The sequence below is a fragment of the Paraliobacillus zengyii genome (assembly GCF_003268595.1).
Taxonomy (GTDB): domain Bacteria; phylum Bacillota; class Bacilli; order Bacillales; family Amphibacillaceae; genus Paraliobacillus_A; species Paraliobacillus_A zengyii.
Map to the genome: position 1 here is coordinate 2,296,333 of NZ_CP029797.1, position 19,935 is coordinate 2,316,267.

At 32.4% G+C, this 19,935-nt stretch carries 25 protein-coding genes and 1 pseudogene; 3 read left to right on the forward strand and 23 right to left on the reverse strand.

Translation table 11 applies throughout. The features are described from left to right. From DM447_RS11720 to DM447_RS11800, 17 genes and pseudogenes are all read right to left on the reverse strand, one after another. Window positions 1-330: a P27 family phage terminase small subunit gene (locus DM447_RS11720; protein WP_112181386.1), complete on the reverse strand. Its 330-nt coding sequence runs from the start codon at window positions 328-330 to the stop codon at window positions 1-3. A gap of 108 nt (window positions 331-438) precedes the next feature. Further along, entirely contained in the window at window positions 439-771 is a 333-nt protein-coding gene (locus tag DM447_RS11725) for an HNH endonuclease (RefSeq protein WP_112181387.1), read from the reverse strand. Between the two features lie 252 nt (window positions 772-1,023). Further along, the gene (locus DM447_RS11730) at window positions 1,024-2,568 is read right to left on the reverse strand and encodes a UvrD-helicase domain-containing protein (RefSeq protein ID WP_112181388.1); all 1,545 of its coding nucleotides are present in this window, start codon (window positions 2,566-2,568) and stop codon (window positions 1,024-1,026) included. Further along, window positions 2,555-4,318 (reverse strand): ATP-dependent nuclease, encoded by a 1,764-nt coding sequence (locus DM447_RS11735; RefSeq protein WP_112181389.1) that lies wholly within the window; start codon window positions 4,316-4,318, stop codon window positions 2,555-2,557. The genes DM447_RS11730 and DM447_RS11735 overlap by 14 nt, the downstream gene beginning before the upstream one ends. Before the next feature lie 214 nt (window positions 4,319-4,532). Then, complete coding sequence (locus tag DM447_RS11740; protein ID WP_112181390.1) at window positions 4,533-5,075, reverse strand: site-specific integrase; 543 nt, start codon at window positions 5,073-5,075, stop codon at window positions 4,533-4,535. After that, window positions 5,072-5,518: an ArpU family phage packaging/lysis transcriptional regulator gene (locus tag DM447_RS11745; protein ID WP_241964521.1), complete on the reverse strand. Its 447-nt coding sequence runs from the start codon at window positions 5,516-5,518 to the stop codon at window positions 5,072-5,074. The genes DM447_RS11740 and DM447_RS11745 overlap by 4 nt, the downstream gene beginning before the upstream one ends. Window positions 5,519-5,717: 199 nt before the next feature. Next, window positions 5,718-6,491 carry a DNA-methyltransferase gene (locus DM447_RS11750; protein ID WP_112181391.1) on the reverse strand — a complete coding sequence of 258 codons (774 nt, stop codon included), beginning with the start codon at window positions 6,489-6,491 and terminating at the stop codon, window positions 5,718-5,720. Window positions 6,492-6,636: 145 nt separating this feature from the next. Further along, window positions 6,637-7,509: a hypothetical protein gene (locus DM447_RS11755; RefSeq protein WP_112181392.1), complete on the reverse strand. Its 873-nt coding sequence runs from the start codon at window positions 7,507-7,509 to the stop codon at window positions 6,637-6,639. 33 nt (window positions 7,510-7,542) lie between these two features. Then, window positions 7,543-7,749: an XtrA/YqaO family protein gene (locus DM447_RS11760; RefSeq protein ID WP_112181393.1), complete on the reverse strand. Its 207-nt coding sequence runs from the start codon at window positions 7,747-7,749 to the stop codon at window positions 7,543-7,545. Window positions 7,750-7,846: 97 nt separating this feature from the next. Beyond that, window positions 7,847-8,182, reverse strand: a pseudogene (gene ssb / locus DM447_RS11765) (single-stranded DNA-binding protein); the annotation flags it as partial. A gap of 130 nt (window positions 8,183-8,312) precedes the next feature. After that, window positions 8,313-8,678 (reverse strand): HNH endonuclease, encoded by a 366-nt coding sequence (locus DM447_RS11770; RefSeq protein WP_112181395.1) that lies wholly within the window; start codon window positions 8,676-8,678, stop codon window positions 8,313-8,315. A 122-nt stretch (window positions 8,679-8,800) separates the two neighbouring features. Beyond that, window positions 8,801-9,190 carry a hypothetical protein gene (locus DM447_RS11775; protein WP_162632643.1) on the reverse strand — a complete coding sequence of 130 codons (390 nt, stop codon included), beginning with the start codon at window positions 9,188-9,190 and terminating at the stop codon, window positions 8,801-8,803. A gap of 5 nt (window positions 9,191-9,195) precedes the next feature. Next, entirely contained in the window at window positions 9,196-10,134 is a 939-nt protein-coding gene (locus DM447_RS11780; protein ID WP_162632645.1) for a DnaD domain-containing protein, read from the reverse strand. A gap of 69 nt (window positions 10,135-10,203) precedes the next feature. Next, window positions 10,204-10,956: a phage antirepressor KilAC domain-containing protein gene (locus DM447_RS11785; protein ID WP_112181398.1), complete on the reverse strand. Its 753-nt coding sequence runs from the start codon at window positions 10,954-10,956 to the stop codon at window positions 10,204-10,206. 43 nt (window positions 10,957-10,999) lie between these two features. Next, window positions 11,000-11,707: a hypothetical protein gene (locus tag DM447_RS11790; RefSeq protein WP_112181399.1), complete on the reverse strand. Its 708-nt coding sequence runs from the start codon at window positions 11,705-11,707 to the stop codon at window positions 11,000-11,002. Beyond that, entirely contained in the window at window positions 11,707-12,096 is a 390-nt protein-coding gene (locus DM447_RS11795) for a replication terminator protein (protein ID WP_112181400.1), read from the reverse strand. The genes DM447_RS11790 and DM447_RS11795 overlap by 1 nt, the downstream gene beginning before the upstream one ends. A gap of 287 nt (window positions 12,097-12,383) precedes the next feature. Further along, window positions 12,384-12,626, reverse strand: a complete 243-nt coding sequence (locus DM447_RS11800) for a hypothetical protein (protein ID WP_112181401.1) — start codon at window positions 12,624-12,626, stop codon at window positions 12,384-12,386. A 68-nt stretch (window positions 12,627-12,694) separates the two neighbouring features. On the opposite strand from DM447_RS11800, the gene DM447_RS11805 reads away from it, so the two are divergent. Beyond that, window positions 12,695-13,333, forward strand: a complete 639-nt coding sequence (locus DM447_RS11805; RefSeq protein WP_112181402.1) for a hypothetical protein — start codon at window positions 12,695-12,697, stop codon at window positions 13,331-13,333. Between the two features lie 184 nt (window positions 13,334-13,517). On the opposite strand, the gene DM447_RS11810 is transcribed toward DM447_RS11805, so the two are convergent. From DM447_RS11810 to DM447_RS11820, 3 genes are read right to left on the reverse strand one after another with little or no spacing between them, the layout of a single operon-like run. Continuing rightward, a complete protein-coding gene (locus tag DM447_RS11810) occupies window positions 13,518-13,772 on the reverse strand; it encodes a hypothetical protein (protein WP_112181403.1) in 255 nt (84 codons plus the stop codon). Then, a complete protein-coding gene (locus DM447_RS11815; protein WP_112181404.1) occupies window positions 13,772-13,999 on the reverse strand; it encodes a helix-turn-helix domain-containing protein in 228 nt (75 codons plus the stop codon). The genes DM447_RS11810 and DM447_RS11815 overlap by 1 nt, the downstream gene beginning before the upstream one ends. A 33-nt stretch (window positions 14,000-14,032) precedes the next feature. After that, window positions 14,033-14,278 (reverse strand): helix-turn-helix domain-containing protein, encoded by a 246-nt coding sequence (locus DM447_RS11820; protein WP_112181405.1) that lies wholly within the window; start codon window positions 14,276-14,278, stop codon window positions 14,033-14,035. A gap of 192 nt (window positions 14,279-14,470) precedes the next feature. On the opposite strand from DM447_RS11820, the gene DM447_RS11825 reads away from it, so the two are divergent. Further along, window positions 14,471-15,121, forward strand: coding sequence for a LexA family protein (locus tag DM447_RS11825; RefSeq protein WP_112181406.1), 651 nt, complete (start codon window positions 14,471-14,473; stop codon window positions 15,119-15,121). 68 nt (window positions 15,122-15,189) lie between these two features. Then, window positions 15,190-16,332 (forward strand): tyrosine-type recombinase/integrase, encoded by a 1,143-nt coding sequence (locus DM447_RS11830; protein ID WP_112181407.1) that lies wholly within the window; start codon window positions 15,190-15,192, stop codon window positions 16,330-16,332. A gap of 83 nt (window positions 16,333-16,415) precedes the next feature. On the opposite strand, the gene lepA is transcribed toward DM447_RS11830, so the two are convergent. The 3 genes from lepA to spoIIP form a co-directional block, all read right to left on the reverse strand. After that, entirely contained in the window at window positions 16,416-18,230 is a 1,815-nt protein-coding gene (gene lepA / locus DM447_RS11835) for a translation elongation factor 4 (RefSeq protein WP_112181408.1), read from the reverse strand. A gap of 102 nt (window positions 18,231-18,332) precedes the next feature. Next, a complete protein-coding gene (locus DM447_RS11840; RefSeq protein ID WP_112181409.1) occupies window positions 18,333-18,650 on the reverse strand; it encodes a hypothetical protein in 318 nt (105 codons plus the stop codon). A gap of 33 nt (window positions 18,651-18,683) precedes the next feature. Next, window positions 18,684-19,868: a stage II sporulation protein P gene (spoIIP, locus tag DM447_RS11845; RefSeq protein WP_112181410.1), complete on the reverse strand. Its 1,185-nt coding sequence runs from the start codon at window positions 19,866-19,868 to the stop codon at window positions 18,684-18,686. Window positions 19,869-19,935 lie beyond the last annotated feature (67 nt).

The following is a 19,935-nucleotide window of genomic DNA, read 5'->3' on the forward strand; positions in this document are numbered from 1 at the left end:
TTAGATCAAATCATTTGCTGTATAGGTTTTATTATTTGTCTCATCATTATCAATGAAGTTAAAAGTCCGTTCTATATTCATGATGGATGTATTTACTTTATTCATCTCAGTCAACAGAGGATGGGATTTCACATATGTTTGACTGCCATTCTTAACGGTAATTGAAACACCCTCTTTTTTAATCGTTCGTTCCATACGACGATAAATCTCAATGTGCTTTAAGTACCTACCAACTTTTTCGACTTCAACAGGGCTATCCGTATCTACCCTAGACAGGAGATAATCCTTGATCTTATGCGTACTTACATCGGTTCTGAATGTCACTGTCACATGCACCCACCCCCCTCACGTGAGAATTTGGTTTTAAATCTGGTTAATCGACCCCCCTCCCCGGTGCCCCTGGCATTTATTTTTCTCGAAACTTTTGACCGGGGGGTACTACCACCATTCGTCATCCCATTTATTTTCTTTCTTTGGAAATAATCGTCCATGTTCTTTGTTGTGACAATCGACGCATACGGTTTCTAAATTATCTATGTCTAATGCAAGTTCTGGATAATGATAGAGTTCTTTAATATGGTGAACAACTAACTTTATCTTCTTTCGTTTAGCTTTTTTACTATACTCACCAGTATCCACAGTAACTCGTCCTTCACGTTTACATTGTTGACACTCATAGTTATCGCGCTTCTTTACTTGTTCTCTTAAAGCCTTCCATTCTGCACTGTCATAGAATTTACGCTTTTGTTCATTAGTTTTGTATTGAATCATATTCATGTCCTTTTCATTTACAATAGGTCTCTTTTATTGATTCATTAAAGCAGGACTTATTGTTTACTATGATTTACACTTGTCTTTTTCAATATTAAAAAAGACACCTCATTAGCGAGATGTCTCAATTTTTTTGTTTATATTATTATTTATTACAATTAAAGTTTATACTTTTTATAATTCCATAATATAATAATAAACTATATACTTGAACTAGCTCTGTTTGTATTCTGCCAAAATCTTGACTTTATTTTACTCATATTTAAAAAGTGTATTGCTATCTTCTATCCCATTTTCATACGCTATTTTTGAAACATGTTCATAGTATTCTGTATCATCAATAAACATAATAAACTTTTCTTTGGCGCGTGTAATACAAACATAATGGTTTTGTACATGCTCCTCGTTATAGATTTTGTAATAACGTGCAAATGTTATTACTTGATCAAACTCTAAGCCTTTTGAAGCGAAAACTGTCATTACTTTATGTTTTGATTCTATGATTCTGAAAGCCATATCGTAATTACTATTAAAAATACTCTCATTAAATTTATTGATTTCGTTTTCCTCAATTGAAATTTCTAAATAATCGGCTAATTCATAAACAATCTCTTCAACTTTTTTATAAGTTAAATCTTCACTTACCCTCAATTTTTCTATTATTTTATTAACTTCAAATCTTGTGCCTATTCTTTCATCTATATAATTATTTTCTAAGAAGTCAAAAATTGAGTAAGTTGAGTTTGAATTCTTGATGAATAATGCAAGCTCTTTTAATAAGTACCCATTAGGAATTCCTTCATCAATCGGGGTCTTAGGTATAAAAACAAAATCAAATCCTTCTTGATTTAGTAGTTCTGTTATTTTCTTGGCATCATTATTAAAATTAGAAATAATAGTTATCTCATTATTTAAATCAAGTTCTTTCATAGATACAAGACTCTTAAATTCTTGCTCAAAACCTATAAAATTCCTTCTATCATAAAAATTTCCTGGGTTGTATTCTTTAAATACTACATTTTCAACATATTCACTCGTATCCATAAAGTATTGAGGATTATCAAATAAGTTTGCATAATTTTCAATTTCTTTATCACAACGGAAATTAGTTATAAGTTTATAAAAACTGAAACTTTCAATCTTTAGTAAGTCGAATACGTTACTCATTGCTCCACGCCATAAATATATTGCTTGTTTTGCATCTCCAACAATAAATAGTTTTAATTTTAATTCATTTTTTAATTTCATAAAGAAAAGGTGCATGTCATTATCAGAATCTTGGTATTCATCGATAAATATCCATGAATATTTCGCTTTTAAATATTCTTGTGCAGCTTTTGAATTTTCTAATATTTCATAAGCAAGTCTAAATTTAAAATTTTGTTTTTTATCTTCAAAACTACCTAGGATATTATTATTCTCCAGTTGTTCTAATCCTGATTCAAAATCATCAAATTTATATTTATCTTCATATTCTACTGAATAATCGTTTTTAAAATTCATACCTAATGCATCTTTAATGAATGGTCTTATGATTTCATTTTCTATAAAAGAATCATTTGTCATAACCGTAATTGTTTTTTTGATATCTTCTTTAATTTTTTTTTTTATTTCTTCAGTAGCTTTTACAGTAAAGGTAATAGCAGCCAATGTTCTATGATCCTTTATTTTTTCAATTTCCACAATCATTTTTTTAACCATAATTGTAGTTTTACCAGAACCTGCACTAGCTGAAACTACTATATCTCTATTATCTTCTAAAATCGCATCTCTATCCTCTTTATCAATCAATTTCATTCGGCACCAACTTTGACAAGGATTGAAATAATGGATGTTCAATTATAGCTTCACAATCCTCTATAGTTAACTTAGAAGCAAGTTCAATCATATTTATCAATTTATGATTTTGAAGATAATCAATAGGTTTTGTTCCCAGTATTTCTTTCATTCTCGCTTCGATAACTTCATACAAATCATGTTCTAAATCAATTCTTGATAAAAATATATTATTTTCTTCAAATTGTTTTATACTTTTTTCAAAAACATCATATTGCTCTCGTTTTTTTTCTTTAATCATTTGTTGCTTTACCCTTTCTTTGAAAACCCTATTACCTTTTTCATTTTCATAGTAATAATCTATTTCAACATGCTCTTTAGTTTGTTCTCCTTTTGTATGTATTAAATTTAAGCATCTATTAATTCCTATTAAATCAAACTTTGTCGGGTGACCCCTTTTTGCTTTTAAATCATTATCTGTTTTTACTATTGAAGTAATATTTAAACCCTTTAAAACATCTACGTAAGGCTTAAATTTTATTCCATTTACTTCTAATATATAACCTCCTTCTAACTCATATCTTGGAAATACCTTTTCTAAAACTTTTTCAAATAATACTTTTTCTGAAGGCCCTTCTATTAATAGAACTTTTTCAGAGAATAATGCTGTCGACAATGCTCTATTTAGTTCCTTTTTTACATTTTTATATTCATCATCAACATTATAAATATATGAACTACAGTTTATCCGTTTTTCAGAATAAATTCTAATTAATGATGCATTATCCATTTCGTACAGTAATTCAGAAGAATGGGTTGATAAAAAGAAATACTTATATACTTCCGAGTTAAATAATTGTTGGGATAAAGCAATTTGCATAGACCTATGCAAACTATTTTCCGGTTCCTCAACTAGATAAATAATTATCTTATTACCTTCCTGCGCTTTCATTAAATGGTTTATTAAAGAATAAGCTAATATCTTTTTTCTCCCGTCACCTGAAGTCGGATAAACATTATCATCATTTTCTCTTTTGATATAAGGAACTAAATTTCCGAAATAACCATTAATGGTTATCTCTGATTTCATTTCTATATTAATTTTTTCTTTTTTTAACTTTTGGTATTCTTCAGTAATAGTTTCTTGAAACGATTGAATAACTCCCATACTACTAATTTTACGATTCATATCTAATCCAAGTTTCTTAATATCATTTGAAATTACAATATCACTTGTTTCAAGTTTATTTTGATCAAATAGTTTTTTTCTGTTTTTAGAAAAAGTTTTCTCCAAATCTATTGTTGGATCGATATATACTATCTTAAATAAATTATCTAAGTCACTATATATTCCATTTTGAGGAATTTCCTCTAAATTATCTTTGGCACTGCCCCAGTAAATTTTAGGTATCCCCACCTCTTCGCCTTCATCATAAACACCTTTTACTTGAAAAAAGAAATTATCTAAATCATTACTGGATCTTGCTTTTCCAACTTTAGCTAATATATGTTGTGAATCTTCACTAGACTCTCTATCAGATAAATCAATACCTAGTGTTATTTCTATAATTTCATTTGTATCATTCTTAAGATAATCCGACTCAATAAAGCCATTTTTTCGTATATCTCTATCTAACAAAAATCTTATAGCAAATAGAAAATTGGTTTTCCCGACATCATTCATTCCAAATACAACATTTTGATTTGTTAAATCAATTGTCACATTTTCGAAGTTACGAAAGTTTTTAACCCTTAAACTTTTGAGCTTCATATAAATATCCCCCGTCAAGTTTTATTTTTCATTAATTACCCATATCTTATAGTGTGTAAAACCCGTCAAAAGGCTGTAAGGCTTTATACACCTAATTCTACCACAATTTAGCATAATGAATTACACAATATCTTATTTTGGTGAATTATGTAGTAAAAAAGTGACATTTTGCCTAAAAATCTAAAATAAAAAATGCCCATTAAAATAATGAGCATTAAATCTTAAAGTTTTTCATTGCTTTATCCATACCATCTTGATCAATACCAATGTATCGTAGCGTAATATCTGGAGATGAGTGGTTAAATATCTTTTGTAACATGGCCACGTCTTTTGACTGCTTATAAAAATGATATCCAAATGTCTTTCTTAACGTATGTGTGCCTATTTCTTCTAAATCCACATACTCTGCAGCTTCACGTAATATTTTATATGCCATGCTTCTACCAATGGGCTTGTTAACGCCTTCTCTACTTTTAAATAAAAATTCATAGTCTTCTTTTCCATCAATGTATATTCTTAATTCCCGTTTTAAAGCAGGTGTCATTTCAATGCGCTTTTGTTTATTAGTCTTTAATTCCTTTATATTAAAATATGACTGCTTTGTATCACTAACACGTAATGGAAGAATATCCGATATTCGCAAGCCACTGTTTATACCCGTAACGAAAAGCATATAATTCCGTTCACTTTTTGATTTAAAGTAGTGCTTTATTGTCCTGATTAACTCTGGATCTCTAATGGGTTGAACAAAATTCATGCTCTTCTCTCCTCCTCATAAACTTCAATATGCATAATAAATGCTAACTTATAAAAGGCTCTAGATTTGATACGATAGTACTTTCTTTCACTGAATCCTAAGTCGTTATACACTTCATAATCATAGATATCATCTTCCTGCAAATAACGGTTGATAATTACTGTTCGTTCTTGGTATGCCAAACGATTAACAGATCGTTGCACCCACCTAATAAAATCACGACGTTTCTTCTCATGATCTATACGTTTGATTGCAATATCTTCTGTCGAAGAATGGAACTGATTATTCATTGTTGGTGGTGTAATCGTGAATGATGCAGTTATTTTGGGTTGTAATTCCTCAGGGTCCATTAATAGAAAAAACTTATATTTCTCTAGGATACTTTCCACCGCATTACGCGTTTGTAATCTATTAATCTTTGGAAGGTTAAAATTCATTTGCATCATTTATCTCCCTTTCGTGTTTTTACTTTAAAAATCTGTACAGCGTCAATAATGGCCAGCAGAAAACCACATAAAGCAAAAAGTATACAAATATTATTCCTCCTAAAAAGAAAAAGGACACTAACTAAGCAACTGCATACGCAGCATACTCAATAAGTGTCCTCCAGTTAACTGGTAGAACTAAATTAATTAGTTTCTTCTATCCTTTAGTGATATTTACTAATGGTAATTCTAATTTCTCTCGGTTTATATTAATTCGATTCATACCTTTAATGCAATATTCTTCTTCTAGCTCAAACCCAATCCAATTTCTTTTGGTATTGTCACAAGCAACTGCAGTCGTGAATGATCCCATACAATTATCAAGAACAACATCTCCTCTGTTTGTGTATGTTTTAATTAGGTGTTCAAACAGAACCAATGGTTTTTGAGTAGGATGAAACGTCTTACTATCTCTAGAGAAATCAAGAATAGATTTAGGATAGTTTGTATGTGTCGTTGTATATTCTTTCATCAAGCTTGTATCGTTTTCTTTAAATATACCACCAATCTTTTTACGTTGTCCTTTTCTAACCTTCAAAAGCGGAACTACTCCCTGCGGATGATAAGTAGGCAACTTTTTATAAAATACACAGATATTTTCATGATTTTTTAAAGGCATTTTTTTTGCATTTTGAAAACCTGTCGTATGCTTTCCTTTTTTCCAAATCCATTCATAACGGAACCAACTCATATTACTCCCTATTAACTTAGTAGTAAATGGTTGGCTTGCGGTTAGCACAATAGCTCCATTATCTTTTATAACTCTTTTATATTGTTTCCACAAACTATCAAACGGAATTATTTCATCCCATCTACAGTTAGTAGTGCCATATGGCAAGTCACATAGAATCATATTAACTGATTTGTTAGGTATTTGTTTCATCCCTTCAATACAATCCATATTGTAAATCACATTTTGCTTAATATTCATTTCTTTTCCCCTCTCAATGTAGTATAATACAGAAGAAGGGAACGTTTGTTCTTTTTTTAGATTTTAAGACCTATTTAGGTCTTTTTTTATACTAAAGGATAGTATTAGATATGAATTATTGTTTTTAAGTTGTCAGTTTGAAAGATTAGTCTCTTACTTCAACTATCTTTAATTTCGAAATTTTTCTTTGTAACGTACCAGCATTTAAAGTGGTTTCTCTAAGTGCAAAAAAAGTTTTCTCAGTTAAATAGGTGTCTTTCAGTTTTTCTTCATTATCTTTTACCGCAAATTCAAAATTATAATCTCCTACACCTATTCCTGCAGAGGTTTCTAGTACTTTCAGTTTACCTGTGAAGTTTTCAGCATTACTTTTAAAAATATATCCTTTAAAACTAATTGTTTCATCTTCTATTCTTGTAATATTTTCAAATAACAATTTTTCTTCCTCTCCTATTATAAGTTTATTGGAGTTATTTCCTCTTTCATAAACATTAAACGAATCGATCCCTTTTAATGGGTTAATAGATCTTGCCAACTCATCAAAAGTTCTTTGGGATAAACTCGCATATCTAAGTACTTCGGGAGCTTCCTCAATTAAAATATCTCCATCACCATTTATTATATTTATATTTCCGTTGTTATCACCACTAGGATACATATTTATTATAATTCCTTGACTGTTTAATTCGAATATCTTTTTTAAATACTCATATCCTTTTGTAACTAGATTCCATAAGTCTTTAGGTGTCATGTTTTGAAAAGCAGGAAAAAGAGAAAGACTTACTCCGGTTAAATGTATTACAAGATCAGCCTCAAATGAGCCTTCTCTTATATCATAAGCTTTAATTTGCAATATTTCCCGATCTTTTTCTGACATCTTTTTTCTGTCTTCAATAGTTAAATAAGCTTTGTCTATTAAAGTATGAAAATTATTAAGTCCTTTATTTAAATGAAATAAATTGTAACCGTTATTAAATTCTTCTCCAGAAATTTTAAAAGTAAGTTGTGAAGTATCCAATGGTATTCTCCTTTAATTAAGGACATCGATGTTTTAAAAATTCTCTCCTTCTTCCACTTTCACACGTTTTACAGTGCCTTGATGAGTTATAATTTTTGTTTCACCATGTCCAGGTAAGTAGGTCTTTTTTGCTATACCTTCACAGTATACGACAATAAACGGCCAATTTCCTTCTTTTATTGGAATTTCTATGTTAAATTTTTCTGCACCTTGCTTTATAATTAATTTTTCTAATCTCATCTTTTATACACTCACCCTTAAAAAATTTCTGAAATTCCACTATAGACAATTTAGCTGTAGCTACTTTATATTCCGCTTGTTATTATTGAAATTGTTTAGAAGCGGATGATTTATTTTTTGATTCTAAGAATTGAACAGATCCAGCAAGTATCTCCGTCACATATACTGTTTTTCCATCTTCCCCTTGAAAGTTATGTGTTTGGATGTGACCGTCTACACCAATCATGCTACCTTTCATCATAAACTTAGCTAAATTCTCTGCTGGTTTTCGCCAGATTACGCAATTAACAAAATCAGCTTCTTTATCTCCTTCTTGATTTGAAAATGGTCGATTAACAGAAATTGTAAATTTTGCTACCGCTACACCATTTGGTGTATAGCGTAAAGCAGGATCTTTCGTTAATCTGCCAACTAGCACTACTCTGTTTAACATTTCATCACCACCCTGACTTAAATAAAAACTATATAACTGTACCTACGTGGTTTTGACTTGAATGTTTTAATAATTGTTAGCACATCACCATCACTAGTTTCTCTTATATGTTCTTGTACATATAATTTTGTCATAGCAGATCCCCATCTTTATCAAGTTTATTCTGCTGCCAGTTTTCAAACCATTTACGCCCTTCACTTGATGGCTCACCATTAGGTCCTTGACACTTGTGATGTGCCCAATCATGGCAAGTTCTACACGTTGTGGCTCCATTATATTTGGTACCTAACCCGCCTTGACTTTTATAGATAATGTGATGTGGTACATTCTCAATTTTATGACTACCACATTTTACACAACGAGAATTATCACGTATAAAGATTGCTAGTTTAATAGCTTGTGTAAAATCTTTACTCTTCCGCTTCTTCTTTGATTTCAGTCCTAACTGCTTTGACTTCGGATACGGATGAAATTCATTACTTAGCTTTATTCCCATGCTTATCTTCCTCAATCTTTACTTTGAACAACTTTTTATAACATTCCCAACATAGATGACTGCCCCAATGATGCGCTGATTTCTTATTACACTCGACACATTTATTCACTTGCAGCACCTTCTTATAATTTTATTTGTAGGTCCTCACGCACTCTGCATTTATAAACCCTAGACTGTTGTAGCGCTTTTGCTTTTCGTATATCACCAACAACTTTATTCACTTCCTGAAGATTGTTACGAAATTTCTTTAAAACCGTCGTAAGCGGTTCAAGTAATTCCAAATCATTCTTCAGTTTTCTCCGCTTTTCTCGTGCTATTTTTAATTCTTTTGATAAGCGGTACCCATCACTAGCGTTGAAACTAGAAAATTCTATGACATGCAATAAATCTTGGATTTCTTGATTAATTAGATCTAGTTCTCTTTTGTTTTCATTCATACGATCCGGGACATCACGAACTGCATTCCTTATCATTACTGCCGTTTGTTCGACATCAGTAAATAAGTCATCCATTTCAATCACTCTCGATTCTCTTTTTGCTTGTTATAACTTGCAAGCAAATCACTAACATTAGGCAGATCTTCTTCTTTCGTTTTCTCGATTGACCGTTCCTTTTGTCGTTTCTCTTTTTGCTGCTTAAACCAGTCTGGAACGATATCTTCCTTGGTACCTCTTCTAGAAAACTTTGATTCTTGCTTATGCTTGAACTCAGCACTTAGCTGGTTTGCTTCATCAACGTTTTTTATTTTCCGATCAGCCCAGGTCTTCATAATTGCTTTAGCATATGCGTAAGGTTTTTGGTTTTCCAACGCAATTGTTAGAGCGTGTACAACAAGATCTTCACTGAGGTCCTGAACCCAGTAACCAATCTCTTGAGCAATAAACGGAGATAATACTCCCATATTCTTTTGATAAAATTCATAGACATTTTCATTATTATTACGCAAATCGGATTCTTCTTGTTGTTGTTGTTGTTGTTCTTCTTCTTTTTCTTTTTCTTCTTCTTCTTCTTCTTCTTGTCCACCTATCGTGTACGAGTCGTTATACGTATCGTATAAATCTCTAATTTCTTTCTTCTCGATACGTTCTCCAACATAAGATATCAACCCATGATCTTTTACCACTTGAAGTTCTGATTTCACACAGTCTAAGACCGGTTTACCTCCACGATTAAAGTTGTATTTACCCCAATTTTTAATGGCTAATTCTCGAGTATCTGGATTGTAAGCTACTAATTTATGGTGGTTAATGAAACGATCTAATAATGCATTCACACTCTCAATCGAATGGCCAATATCAAAAGCTATTTGTTTTTTTGTAATTTGATAAATACCAATTTGTGTTGTTTTGGAGTTCGTCAATAAATATAAAAAGAAAAACTTATCTTCTGGTGTAAATTCTTCAACTATTTTCGGGTCGTTCCAAAAGTCTGTGTGTACCATTCTAAATTTAGCCATGTTAACCACCTTTTCTGAATTTGTTGTATAATAGGGGGTAGGATGATGTTGGTGCATCATCCTACGTTTTTAAGCGGATTTATCTAATAATGGATAAATCCCGTGAGACTTTAATATCTCATGAATAAAAAGACGTCCTTTTTGGGTCCATCTGGTGTGAAGTTTCGTTCCAGTGGTCCCATCTTTTTTTCTGTATTCTGTTGTTTTGGATTTGGTATACCCACTGCCTTGATGTTTACCATATAACAACCATTGCCCATTCATTTTGTATTGGACACCAGCTGCATGTAATATGTCATTTAACTTCTTCCCACTCAATGCATAATCTTTTGCTATTTGTGTTATGTTTACGGCATCTTTTGATGCAAGTATCTTATCTACGTAATTTACTTTTGGTTCATACTCCTTAACACGTTGTTCAAGCATTAATTTTTCTTTTTGTTCTTCTATCCAAAGTTGAGCACGTTTTATAGGATCATCAATGGCATAAGAAGCTTGTCCTATTTCATACTTCTCAGTTTTACGAATAGAAGGAAGTACCTCATGAGTAATCCATCTTTTAAATTGCTTTGCTTCTGGTTTACGGCTTGACAAAACTAAATTGTAAAGCCCGAATTCATTAACACACATTAAGTGTCTATTCTGCCTACCGTCATTTAAAATGACGCTAGCTTTCTCATCATAATCTAATCGTGTTATTGCTTGTCTGCTATTATTGATTTCTAAAATTTCACAAACATCTTTAGCAACAAACCACGGTCCAGTATCTTTCTCAATGATTCTTAATCGGTTCCCTTCAAATACTTTTGTAAATTGATCCAATCCATCACCTTCTTAGTTTTTTGAAATACCTTCCTGTAATTTATTAAGCAATTATATGGACTTTGCCATCTTGAATTAATTCTTCTAATTCGCTAGATAGATAGTCTTTTATGTTATCCATTGCTTCTAGTTGCCAAGCTCCTCCATCCGCTTCAAATAATGCGCATTCAGCCCCATCTCTCATACGAAATACAAATTTCGATTCCGGTTGTTCCACTTCAGTAAATGTACGGTAAGGTGCTACCATAATTGGATTAGGAACCTTAACATCACCAACCTGTGCAATACCTGTTTTTGCAGTAACAGATTGACTAATCCCATCATCACCAATTGTTTGTACATTTTCTTCACGAATATTACCAACTACTTTCAAAACAATTTGACTATCTTCATTCCTCAGAAAGCAAGACTGTAATTTAATGTTGAAGGCCTCCGCATTATAAAATCGATCAAATTGAAAATCTGGAACAAAAGCATCAGATACTATCCATCTATTCCGCTTAACATCACTATTAATAGTTGAAAAAGCAATAACTGTTGTTGGATCCTTTACGTGTATCATTACTTCACCAGTTGAATCGAAATTTGATTTCAGATAACCAACTAGTCCAGATAAGCTTTGCACATGTATTGGTTCTCCTATAGGTTCAGTTATTAACTGCACATTACCTGTAGCATAATCTTGGCCATTCACCTGTTTTATTTCTTTATTTCCTAATCCTACTAAGTATTGCAATGCATCTTTTATCATTATTTTTTGCCTCCTTGTTTTTGAAGGTCAACTATATTTTGACCTCGATCATCTTTTATTTCGCCTGTATCTGAATCAAAATATGTTTGATCTTTTAAGCCACTCTTTAATTCAGCTGCAGTAGCTACCCCATTTTCATCTCGATCCATAATTAGAGAAGATAATACTGCATTACGTGGAGTAAGCGTTGATTTAACTTCAACAACAACGTCAGTAAGTTGACGTCTTTCATCCGCTTTTAAAACTAGATTCACCTGTAACTTTCTCTTCTTTTCTGGATCAGTATTTGGATCACCGATGTTTTCTAAAACCTTTTTTAATTCGTAATCAAACTGTTCTGCTAAAGCCCCATTAGCAAATGTGTTCAAATCGACAATATAATTAGTCATATTAAATCTCCTTTCGTTTTATATAGGAAATGTATTGTTTTTGGCCACAAAGCATAGCTTCAGAGCTCCTACTTCAAGTGACAATTGAATAGCAATGTATTATCGTACATAGCGTTAGCTAGTTAATATAACCTTTCATATCTCTTTACAAAAAGTTATTTCCAATAAATATTTACTCACCTCGATCTAGTTTCTCGTAATTGGCAATCCTGCCGGCCAATACACCTAACATTGCATTCACAACCAGCACAACAGCTGCAGCAATGAATAATCCGCTCCCTATACCTTCAAGCATTAAAAACACCTACTTCTTTCACTTCTTGGTACAACGACATGATCTCTGGAAAAGACCTTTTAAATGCAGTAATCCTTTCAGCACCTAAAAGTGGTATACGAAAAACATATTCCATGTCCGTCATCAATGCTGCTAGTCTAATAGATTTAATGTAGTCGTCTTTCACTTGCTTGATTTCTTCAAAACGACCTTTAAATTTATTCAGTACATCTTGATCAGTTGCTACTTTTGTCATAAATTTTCCTCCTTTGTAGGAATTTAGTTCCTTCATGTCGAATCTTGTATGGGAAGGAGGTGTATTTTTTGATAGAAGGATTTCTTCAATTTTTAATAGATAATATTAACTTGGGTACTTTTTTTATTGCTGCATTAACATTCGGAATAACATTCGCTAATTTTTACAGAAATAGAGCTTCAATCAAAGTAATTCAATTAGATAAGAGTCAATCAGTATTGATTAAACCTGATATAATTGATAGTGAAAACCCTGATGTCTATTGGTACGATGACTATAGGTTAATAGTCGATCTTATAATTACTAATCAAAGTGCAAAACCTATATCAATTGTTGAATTCGAATTAAACGAACAGTTAAAATTCAATTCATATCATCTACCTGGTGCAGACTATAAAGTCACTACTCAACCCAGAAACGAAACTAAAGGTGGATTAACAGTATCGGGCACTGAAAAATATATAAGATATCCTATAGGTGATTTATGGCTCCAACCCGTTATAGATATACCACCTCACACTTCAAAAAGAGGATTTATCTTTTTTCATTTTTCAGATGAAAAGGCAGTAACCGTTGGTATTAACAAACTGAATATCATTTCTTCTCGTAAAACATTTACTAAAGATTTAATTGTATTCGAATCTCAAAAGTCTCGCCTTCCGCTACCAAGTAATATCCATTCGGATCGTAATTCTTTAGATTTCTAAATTCTTCTCTCAAGTCATCTACATATTCGATGATGTCTTTTTGTCTTTTATCACTTATTAGGATCTCTGTTGAAGCTAGTTCGTTAGCAATAGTTCTAGCTTCATTTAATTTCGTTGATAGCTCATTAATCATTTTTGTAGCATCCTCCATACCTTCTATCTTGAATTCTGATTCCAAACTTTCTCACCCCCTTTTCACCCTGGCATGAAATCCAGCAAACAATGGCCAACCTTCAAACTTTGTTCGTTCATACAAAAGTTCTTCATAAGTAATTTCATTGTAGTGAGTACCTTTTTCATCTACTGTCATAATCTCAATCTGACAATTAGTGTCTAACTCAACATCATCGTCATCTGTTATTAAATATGCTTGTCCTTCCATTACTGCGGTAGTTCCAACAAAATAACCATCAAGTCGATCAATTAAATCTTTATACATTAAGTACCACTCCTTTCATAAATCACTTTTAATTCTTTAACATTTTCTAAATCAGAGAAATCTTTACCAGCATTCCGCTTCATAAAATCATCAAGTTCAAAAGATGAAATTTTCATTGAACCCAACTTGAGCGCTTGTATATGACCATGTTTGATTAGGTCATATACTTTGTTTTTATTTACGCCCAATATTTCAGAAGTTTTGGAAATAGTGTATAAGCAATTCAATTCCTACACCCCCTACAACAGTTTATGAGAAAATTAAAATACTTTATCTTTAAAATTCGCATTATATGCGACAAAAGAGTTAAAAAAAATAGCCATTGACTCTTCTTTACTTAGATTTAATGTTTCCACAATTTTATTTGCTTCCTCAATTGTCAATGACTTCCCTTTATTATTAAGTTTCCTATACAAAGTACTTTTGTCCATCCCCAACTCTTTAGCCAAATTCTCTACATTTAAATTATTTTCTACAATTTTACCTTTTAACTTGCTTATGTTCATTAATCACACCTCTTTTCATGCACATTAATGTCGCGTATTATGCGATTAACTAAATCATAAAGTATTTACAATATAGAGTCAACAGTTTTTTATTGCAATACGCGATTTATTTCATTCTTTTTATTTAATTTTGTTGCATTAATGCGACAAAATAGTTTATAATAAATTCATCGAATTGGAGGTGAAATATTTATGAACATAGGTACGAGAATAAAAAGTAGAAGAAAACAACTAAAAATGACTGTTGATGAACTAGCCAATACACTTGGGAAAAACAGAGCTACAATTTATAGGTATGAGAGTAGCGAGATTGAGAATATGCCTATAGATATTGTTGAACCACTTGCAAAAGCATTGAGGATAACACCTTCTTATTTAATGGGTTGGGAAAATGGCGATAAAAATAATCTTAAAGAGGAATCAAATTTCTCCTACAATTACTATCCTGAGTCTGTTTCTGCTGGTCTGCCAATAAATATTGATGGTATTACAGAAGAATTTGTAGAAAATATAAAAATACCCAATTCGCTTATGGGCAAATGGGCAGGGAGTAAAGATATTTTTATAATGAGAGTAAATGGTGAATCTATGAACAGGACTATTCCTCATCATTCTTTAATCGCTGTAAAAAAATTATCTTTAAATAATTTATGTAATGGTGACATTGTTGTTTATAGTCATAATAATGAATACTCAGTTAAAAAAGTGTACAAGCACGAAGATATTTTAATCTTCAGACCAGACTCAACAGATGAAAGATTTGCTGATTATGTGGCCCGCTCTGATGATGTCAATCTTGTGATTCATGGGAAGGTAGTAATTTATATTGTTGAACAAGATTAAATTACCAACGTTGATAATTTAATATGGCAGGCTGATCACCTGCTTATTTTTTTAGGGAGCTGATATTAATGAAAGGCGGCGTAAGGAAACGTTACGGTTCATGGTATTACTATTTTGATCTTGCCACCACAGAAGGGAAACGAAAAAAAATTGAAAGAAAAGCTGAAGGTGCAAATAGCAAACCAGAAGCTGAAAGGGTTTTAAGACAAGCTATTGCAGAGTATGAAAACAGTGGCGTATTTTTTGAACCTTCAAAAACGTCAGTACATGATTATTTTCAATTTTGGTTAAAAGAATACGTTGAACTAAATTTAAAACATAATACGATAGAAAATTATAGAGGCGTTATCAAAAATCACATTGTTCCAGCTTTAGGTGATAAGCATTTAAGATCATTGTCACCAGAAGTATTACAGAAGTTTATTAATGATAAATTTAGAAATGATTACTCACATCAAACGCTGACCATTTTTCATAGTGTTCTTAAAAACGCTTTAAATCAAGCCGTATTCCCCTACAAATTAATAAGAGATAATCCAATGAATTATGTAAAAATACCAAGATTCGAATCTAAAAGGACCACCAAAAAAGAATTGAAAATCTTATCGAAAGAAACACTTAAAAAGATTAATGATTATCTTACTGAAGAAGATATATTTTATATTCCATATCACATTGGTTTAAATACAGGAATGCGTGTAAGTGAAGTCTGTGCTTTAACCTGGGATTGTGTTGACCTTGATAATGGGATAATTGAAGTAGATAAAATTCTAATTAATAAAAATAAAGAATGGATTTTTGGAACACCCAAGACAGCCGCTTCTTATAGAAAAATTAAAATAGGCAAAACATTAATCAACATTTTAAAAAAACATCGTGTTCGTCAGAAGCAAAATAAGCTTGTTTACGGAGAGTTCTATGAGGATAGTGAATTTGTGTGCACAAAAGAAAACGGAAAGAATGTGACCCCCTCTAGTTGCAAATGGGGCGGTCGAAACTTGAGAGTTAAACTCGAAATAGGTTTTAATTTTCATTCACTCCGGCATACACATGCAACACTGCTTTTAGAAAGCGGTGCAAAGCCAAAAGATATTCAAGCTCGGCTTGGACATTCAAGAATCAGTATAACTTTAGACACCTATTCGCACTTAACAGAAAAAATGCAAAATGAGACAGTCGATATCTTTGAACGTGCTATGTATAATGATTAACTCCCCCACCCTTTAATACAGTTCGGTGGCTATACGGTGGGGGAAGCTAATATTTAAGAGTATTTTAGCTGTTAAAGGTTGATTTAATCTTCATCCATACGTAAAACAGCCATAAATGCTTCTTGTGGCACTTCAACAGAGCCAACCATTTTCATACGCTTTTTACCTTCTTTTTGTTTCTCTAACAACTTTCTTTTACGTGTTATATCTCCACCATAACATTTAGATAAGACATTTTTACGCATTGCTTTAATTGTAGATCTCGAAACAATTTTATTTCCTATTGCTGCTTGTATTGGCACTTCAAACTGCTGCCTTGGAATTAGTTTCTTTAATTTCTCAACAATTTGCTTTCCTCTATCGAAAGAGAAATCCCTGTGAACAATAAATGAAAGTGCATCAATTGTTTCACCATTTAACCAGATATCCATTTTCACAAGATTCGATACCTTATAACCAATCATCTCATAATCAAAAGAAGCATACCCTTTTGTTTGAGATTTTAAAGAATCAAAAAAGTCATAGACAATCTCGGATAAAGGGATTTCATATACCACATTAACACGATTATCATCTAAATATTGCATATCAAGAAAGTCACCACGTTTTTTCTGACACAACTCCATCACTGCTCCAACGTAGTCATTCGGTACCATTACTGTCGCCTTTACAAATGGTTCACGTATTTCCTTAACAGATTGTGGATCTGGCATAATTGATGGATTATCAATTGATGCTTCCGTATCATCTTGTAAAAGCACCTGGTAAATAACACTTGGTGCTGTTGTTATTAGATCAATATTAAACTCTCTTTCAATTCGCTCTTGGATGATTTCCATGTGTAATAAACCTAAAAAGCCAGCTCGGAATCCAAAACCTAATGCTTGAGAGGTTTCTGGATCATATTGTAATGACGAATCATTTAACTCTAATCGCTCTAACGCTTCTCTAAGATCATTATAGTTATTAGCATCTACTGGATACAATCCACAAAACACCATAGGATTTAAGCGACGATAACCAGGTAATGCAACTTCAGCTGGATTATTAGCAAGTGTTATTGTATCACCGACTTGTGAATCGCCAACGTCCTTCATTGATGCCGTTAGATAGCCAACATCACCCACTGAAAGTACATTTTGAGAAACTGGTTTAGGTGTAAACACACCAACATCATTGACTTCAAACTCTTTTCCATTTGCCATCATTTTGATGGTGTCGCCTACTTTAACGGAACCCTCTTTGATACAAACATACGCTATAACACCCCGATAAGTATCATATAATGAGTCAAAGATTAACGCCTTTAATGGCTCATCCGCATTTCCACTAGGTGCAGGTATTTTTTCAACTATACGTTCTAATATTTCATCGATACCAATTCCTGATTTTGCACTTGCAAGTATTGCTTCATCACCGTCAATACCTATCACATCAGTGATTTCTTGTTTAACTCTTTCAGGATCAGCGCTTGGTAAATCGATTTTATTAATTACTGGAATGATCTCTAAATCATTATCTAGAGCTAAATAAACATTAGCTAATGTTTGTGCTTCAATACCTTGGGCTGCATCAACAACTAAGATTGCACCCTCACATGCTGCCAAACTTCGCGACACCTCATATGTAAAATCGACATGTCCTGGTGTGTCAATCAGATGAAATAAGTATTCATCCCCATTTTCTTGTTCATAATGTAATTGTACTGCATTTAATTTTATTGTAATTCCACGTTCACGCTCTAAATCCATTGCATCTAAAAATTGTTCTTTCATTTCACGTTGAGACAATGCTTTTGTTTTTTCTAATATTCGATCAGCTAATGTTGATTTACCGTGATCGATATGTGCAATGATTGAAAAATTTCGTACGCGTTTTTGATCTCTTGCTTTTGACAATGTACACTCACTCCTATTTTCCGGCAACAATACTAGGATTGATTATAGCAGTGATAGATAAATGATTCAATTGTTTTCATCAAACTTCTACACGAAAATGATTCATATGAAAACTTGAGAAATACTATATGCAACGTCAATTACCTGATTGTAAAACCAGACACTAGCCTTTTCTATTGACTGTGCGGCTTGATACGTCATATTAGTTGGTTGTTCTTGCTGTTTTTCAGATATGACATTCACTACATCCGTATTGTTTTCTGATGATGGAATTTCTGGTTCAGCTACAGTAGTAACTACTTCAACTTGTTTTGCTATTTCTGGTTGATTCACTATGTCCATTTGCGGCTGTTGTGCCCCTAAAATCATACCTGATAAGAAAAAAACAACCAACAATAAGAGCCCTATCAATTTACGCATCAGTTTACATTCTCCTTTACATCATAAATAGTATTAATTAGCATCTTCACTAACTTCAAGAGCATTTGCATCCCAATAATAGCTGCTAAAGACCTCTGCCAACGCATCAGCAGAACGGTACAACTCTGTCATTGTATTATCAACGCCACCAACTTCAATCAAAATTGCATTATCCGCTAAATTTTGATTATAAACACCATTTCTTCCAGCGCCTCCTTGTTCTGTGACACCTCTACTTAATCCAGGATACTTAGCCTCTAATTGCTCGTGAAGTTTTGTTGCTAACGCTACATTTTCTTCATTTCCGCTATAATCTGAACCAATCACAAAAAAGAGTTTAGCATATGTTTCTCCGTCAATCGTTGCTGTTGTATCATCTTTCCTTCGACTATCACGATGTAAATCAAAAACATACTGAATTTGACTATTGCCTGCTAATGCTTCTTCTACAATTGGTTTAGACGCTTCATACGATTGCCAATACTCCCAACCATTTTGATTTAATACTGACATGAAGTCAGTATGATCTACTTGTGCTCCAATTCCTTTTGCCTCTAAACTTTCCGCTAAACGATCACTTACTTTTGTTATATTCACTTCATCATGAAAAGCATTATTAGGGTCATCCACACCCTCTAAATTAGGTAAAAATGATTCACGATTATGCGTGTTGTAAACGAAAACAACCTTTTCTCCTTCTGTTGTTTGTTCACTCTGCTCTTCTTCTGTTTGTTCATTTTTAGGAATTTCTTCGTCCATCGTTGCATCTCTTTCTTCTAAAACAACATCTAGCGGAGAAGAGGATTCAATTGGCAAATTAGTATAATCCGTTCCTTCAGCTGCTATAATAATTTTTCTGTCGAATGCATAAAAACCTGGTAATTCGCGGCCTAATAGACTTCTTACGTCATTTGGCTTTATATTTGTTGCTAATTCAAACATAAAATCATTCCATTGAATTGGTTCTACATCAGAGGGATAGGCATCTAAAAATTGTTGATTTTCCATCCCTAATAAATATAAAAATGTTGAACCATTTATTTGGCTTGTCCATGACGTTAAAAGTGAAGATGATAAGCGATAAGCTGGTTTTGCAGTTGTAAAAAAGCCGATTGAAACAAACAATATAATTAGGATTATCATCCAAATTGATCCATTTCTAACATACTGAACAAATGATTTACGCACGTTATTCCATTTTATTTTTATATGAGTCATAGTTCCCTCTCCTAATTCTCTATCAGGTTTACTAGATACTTATGATAGATATTAAGAGAGTAGAACC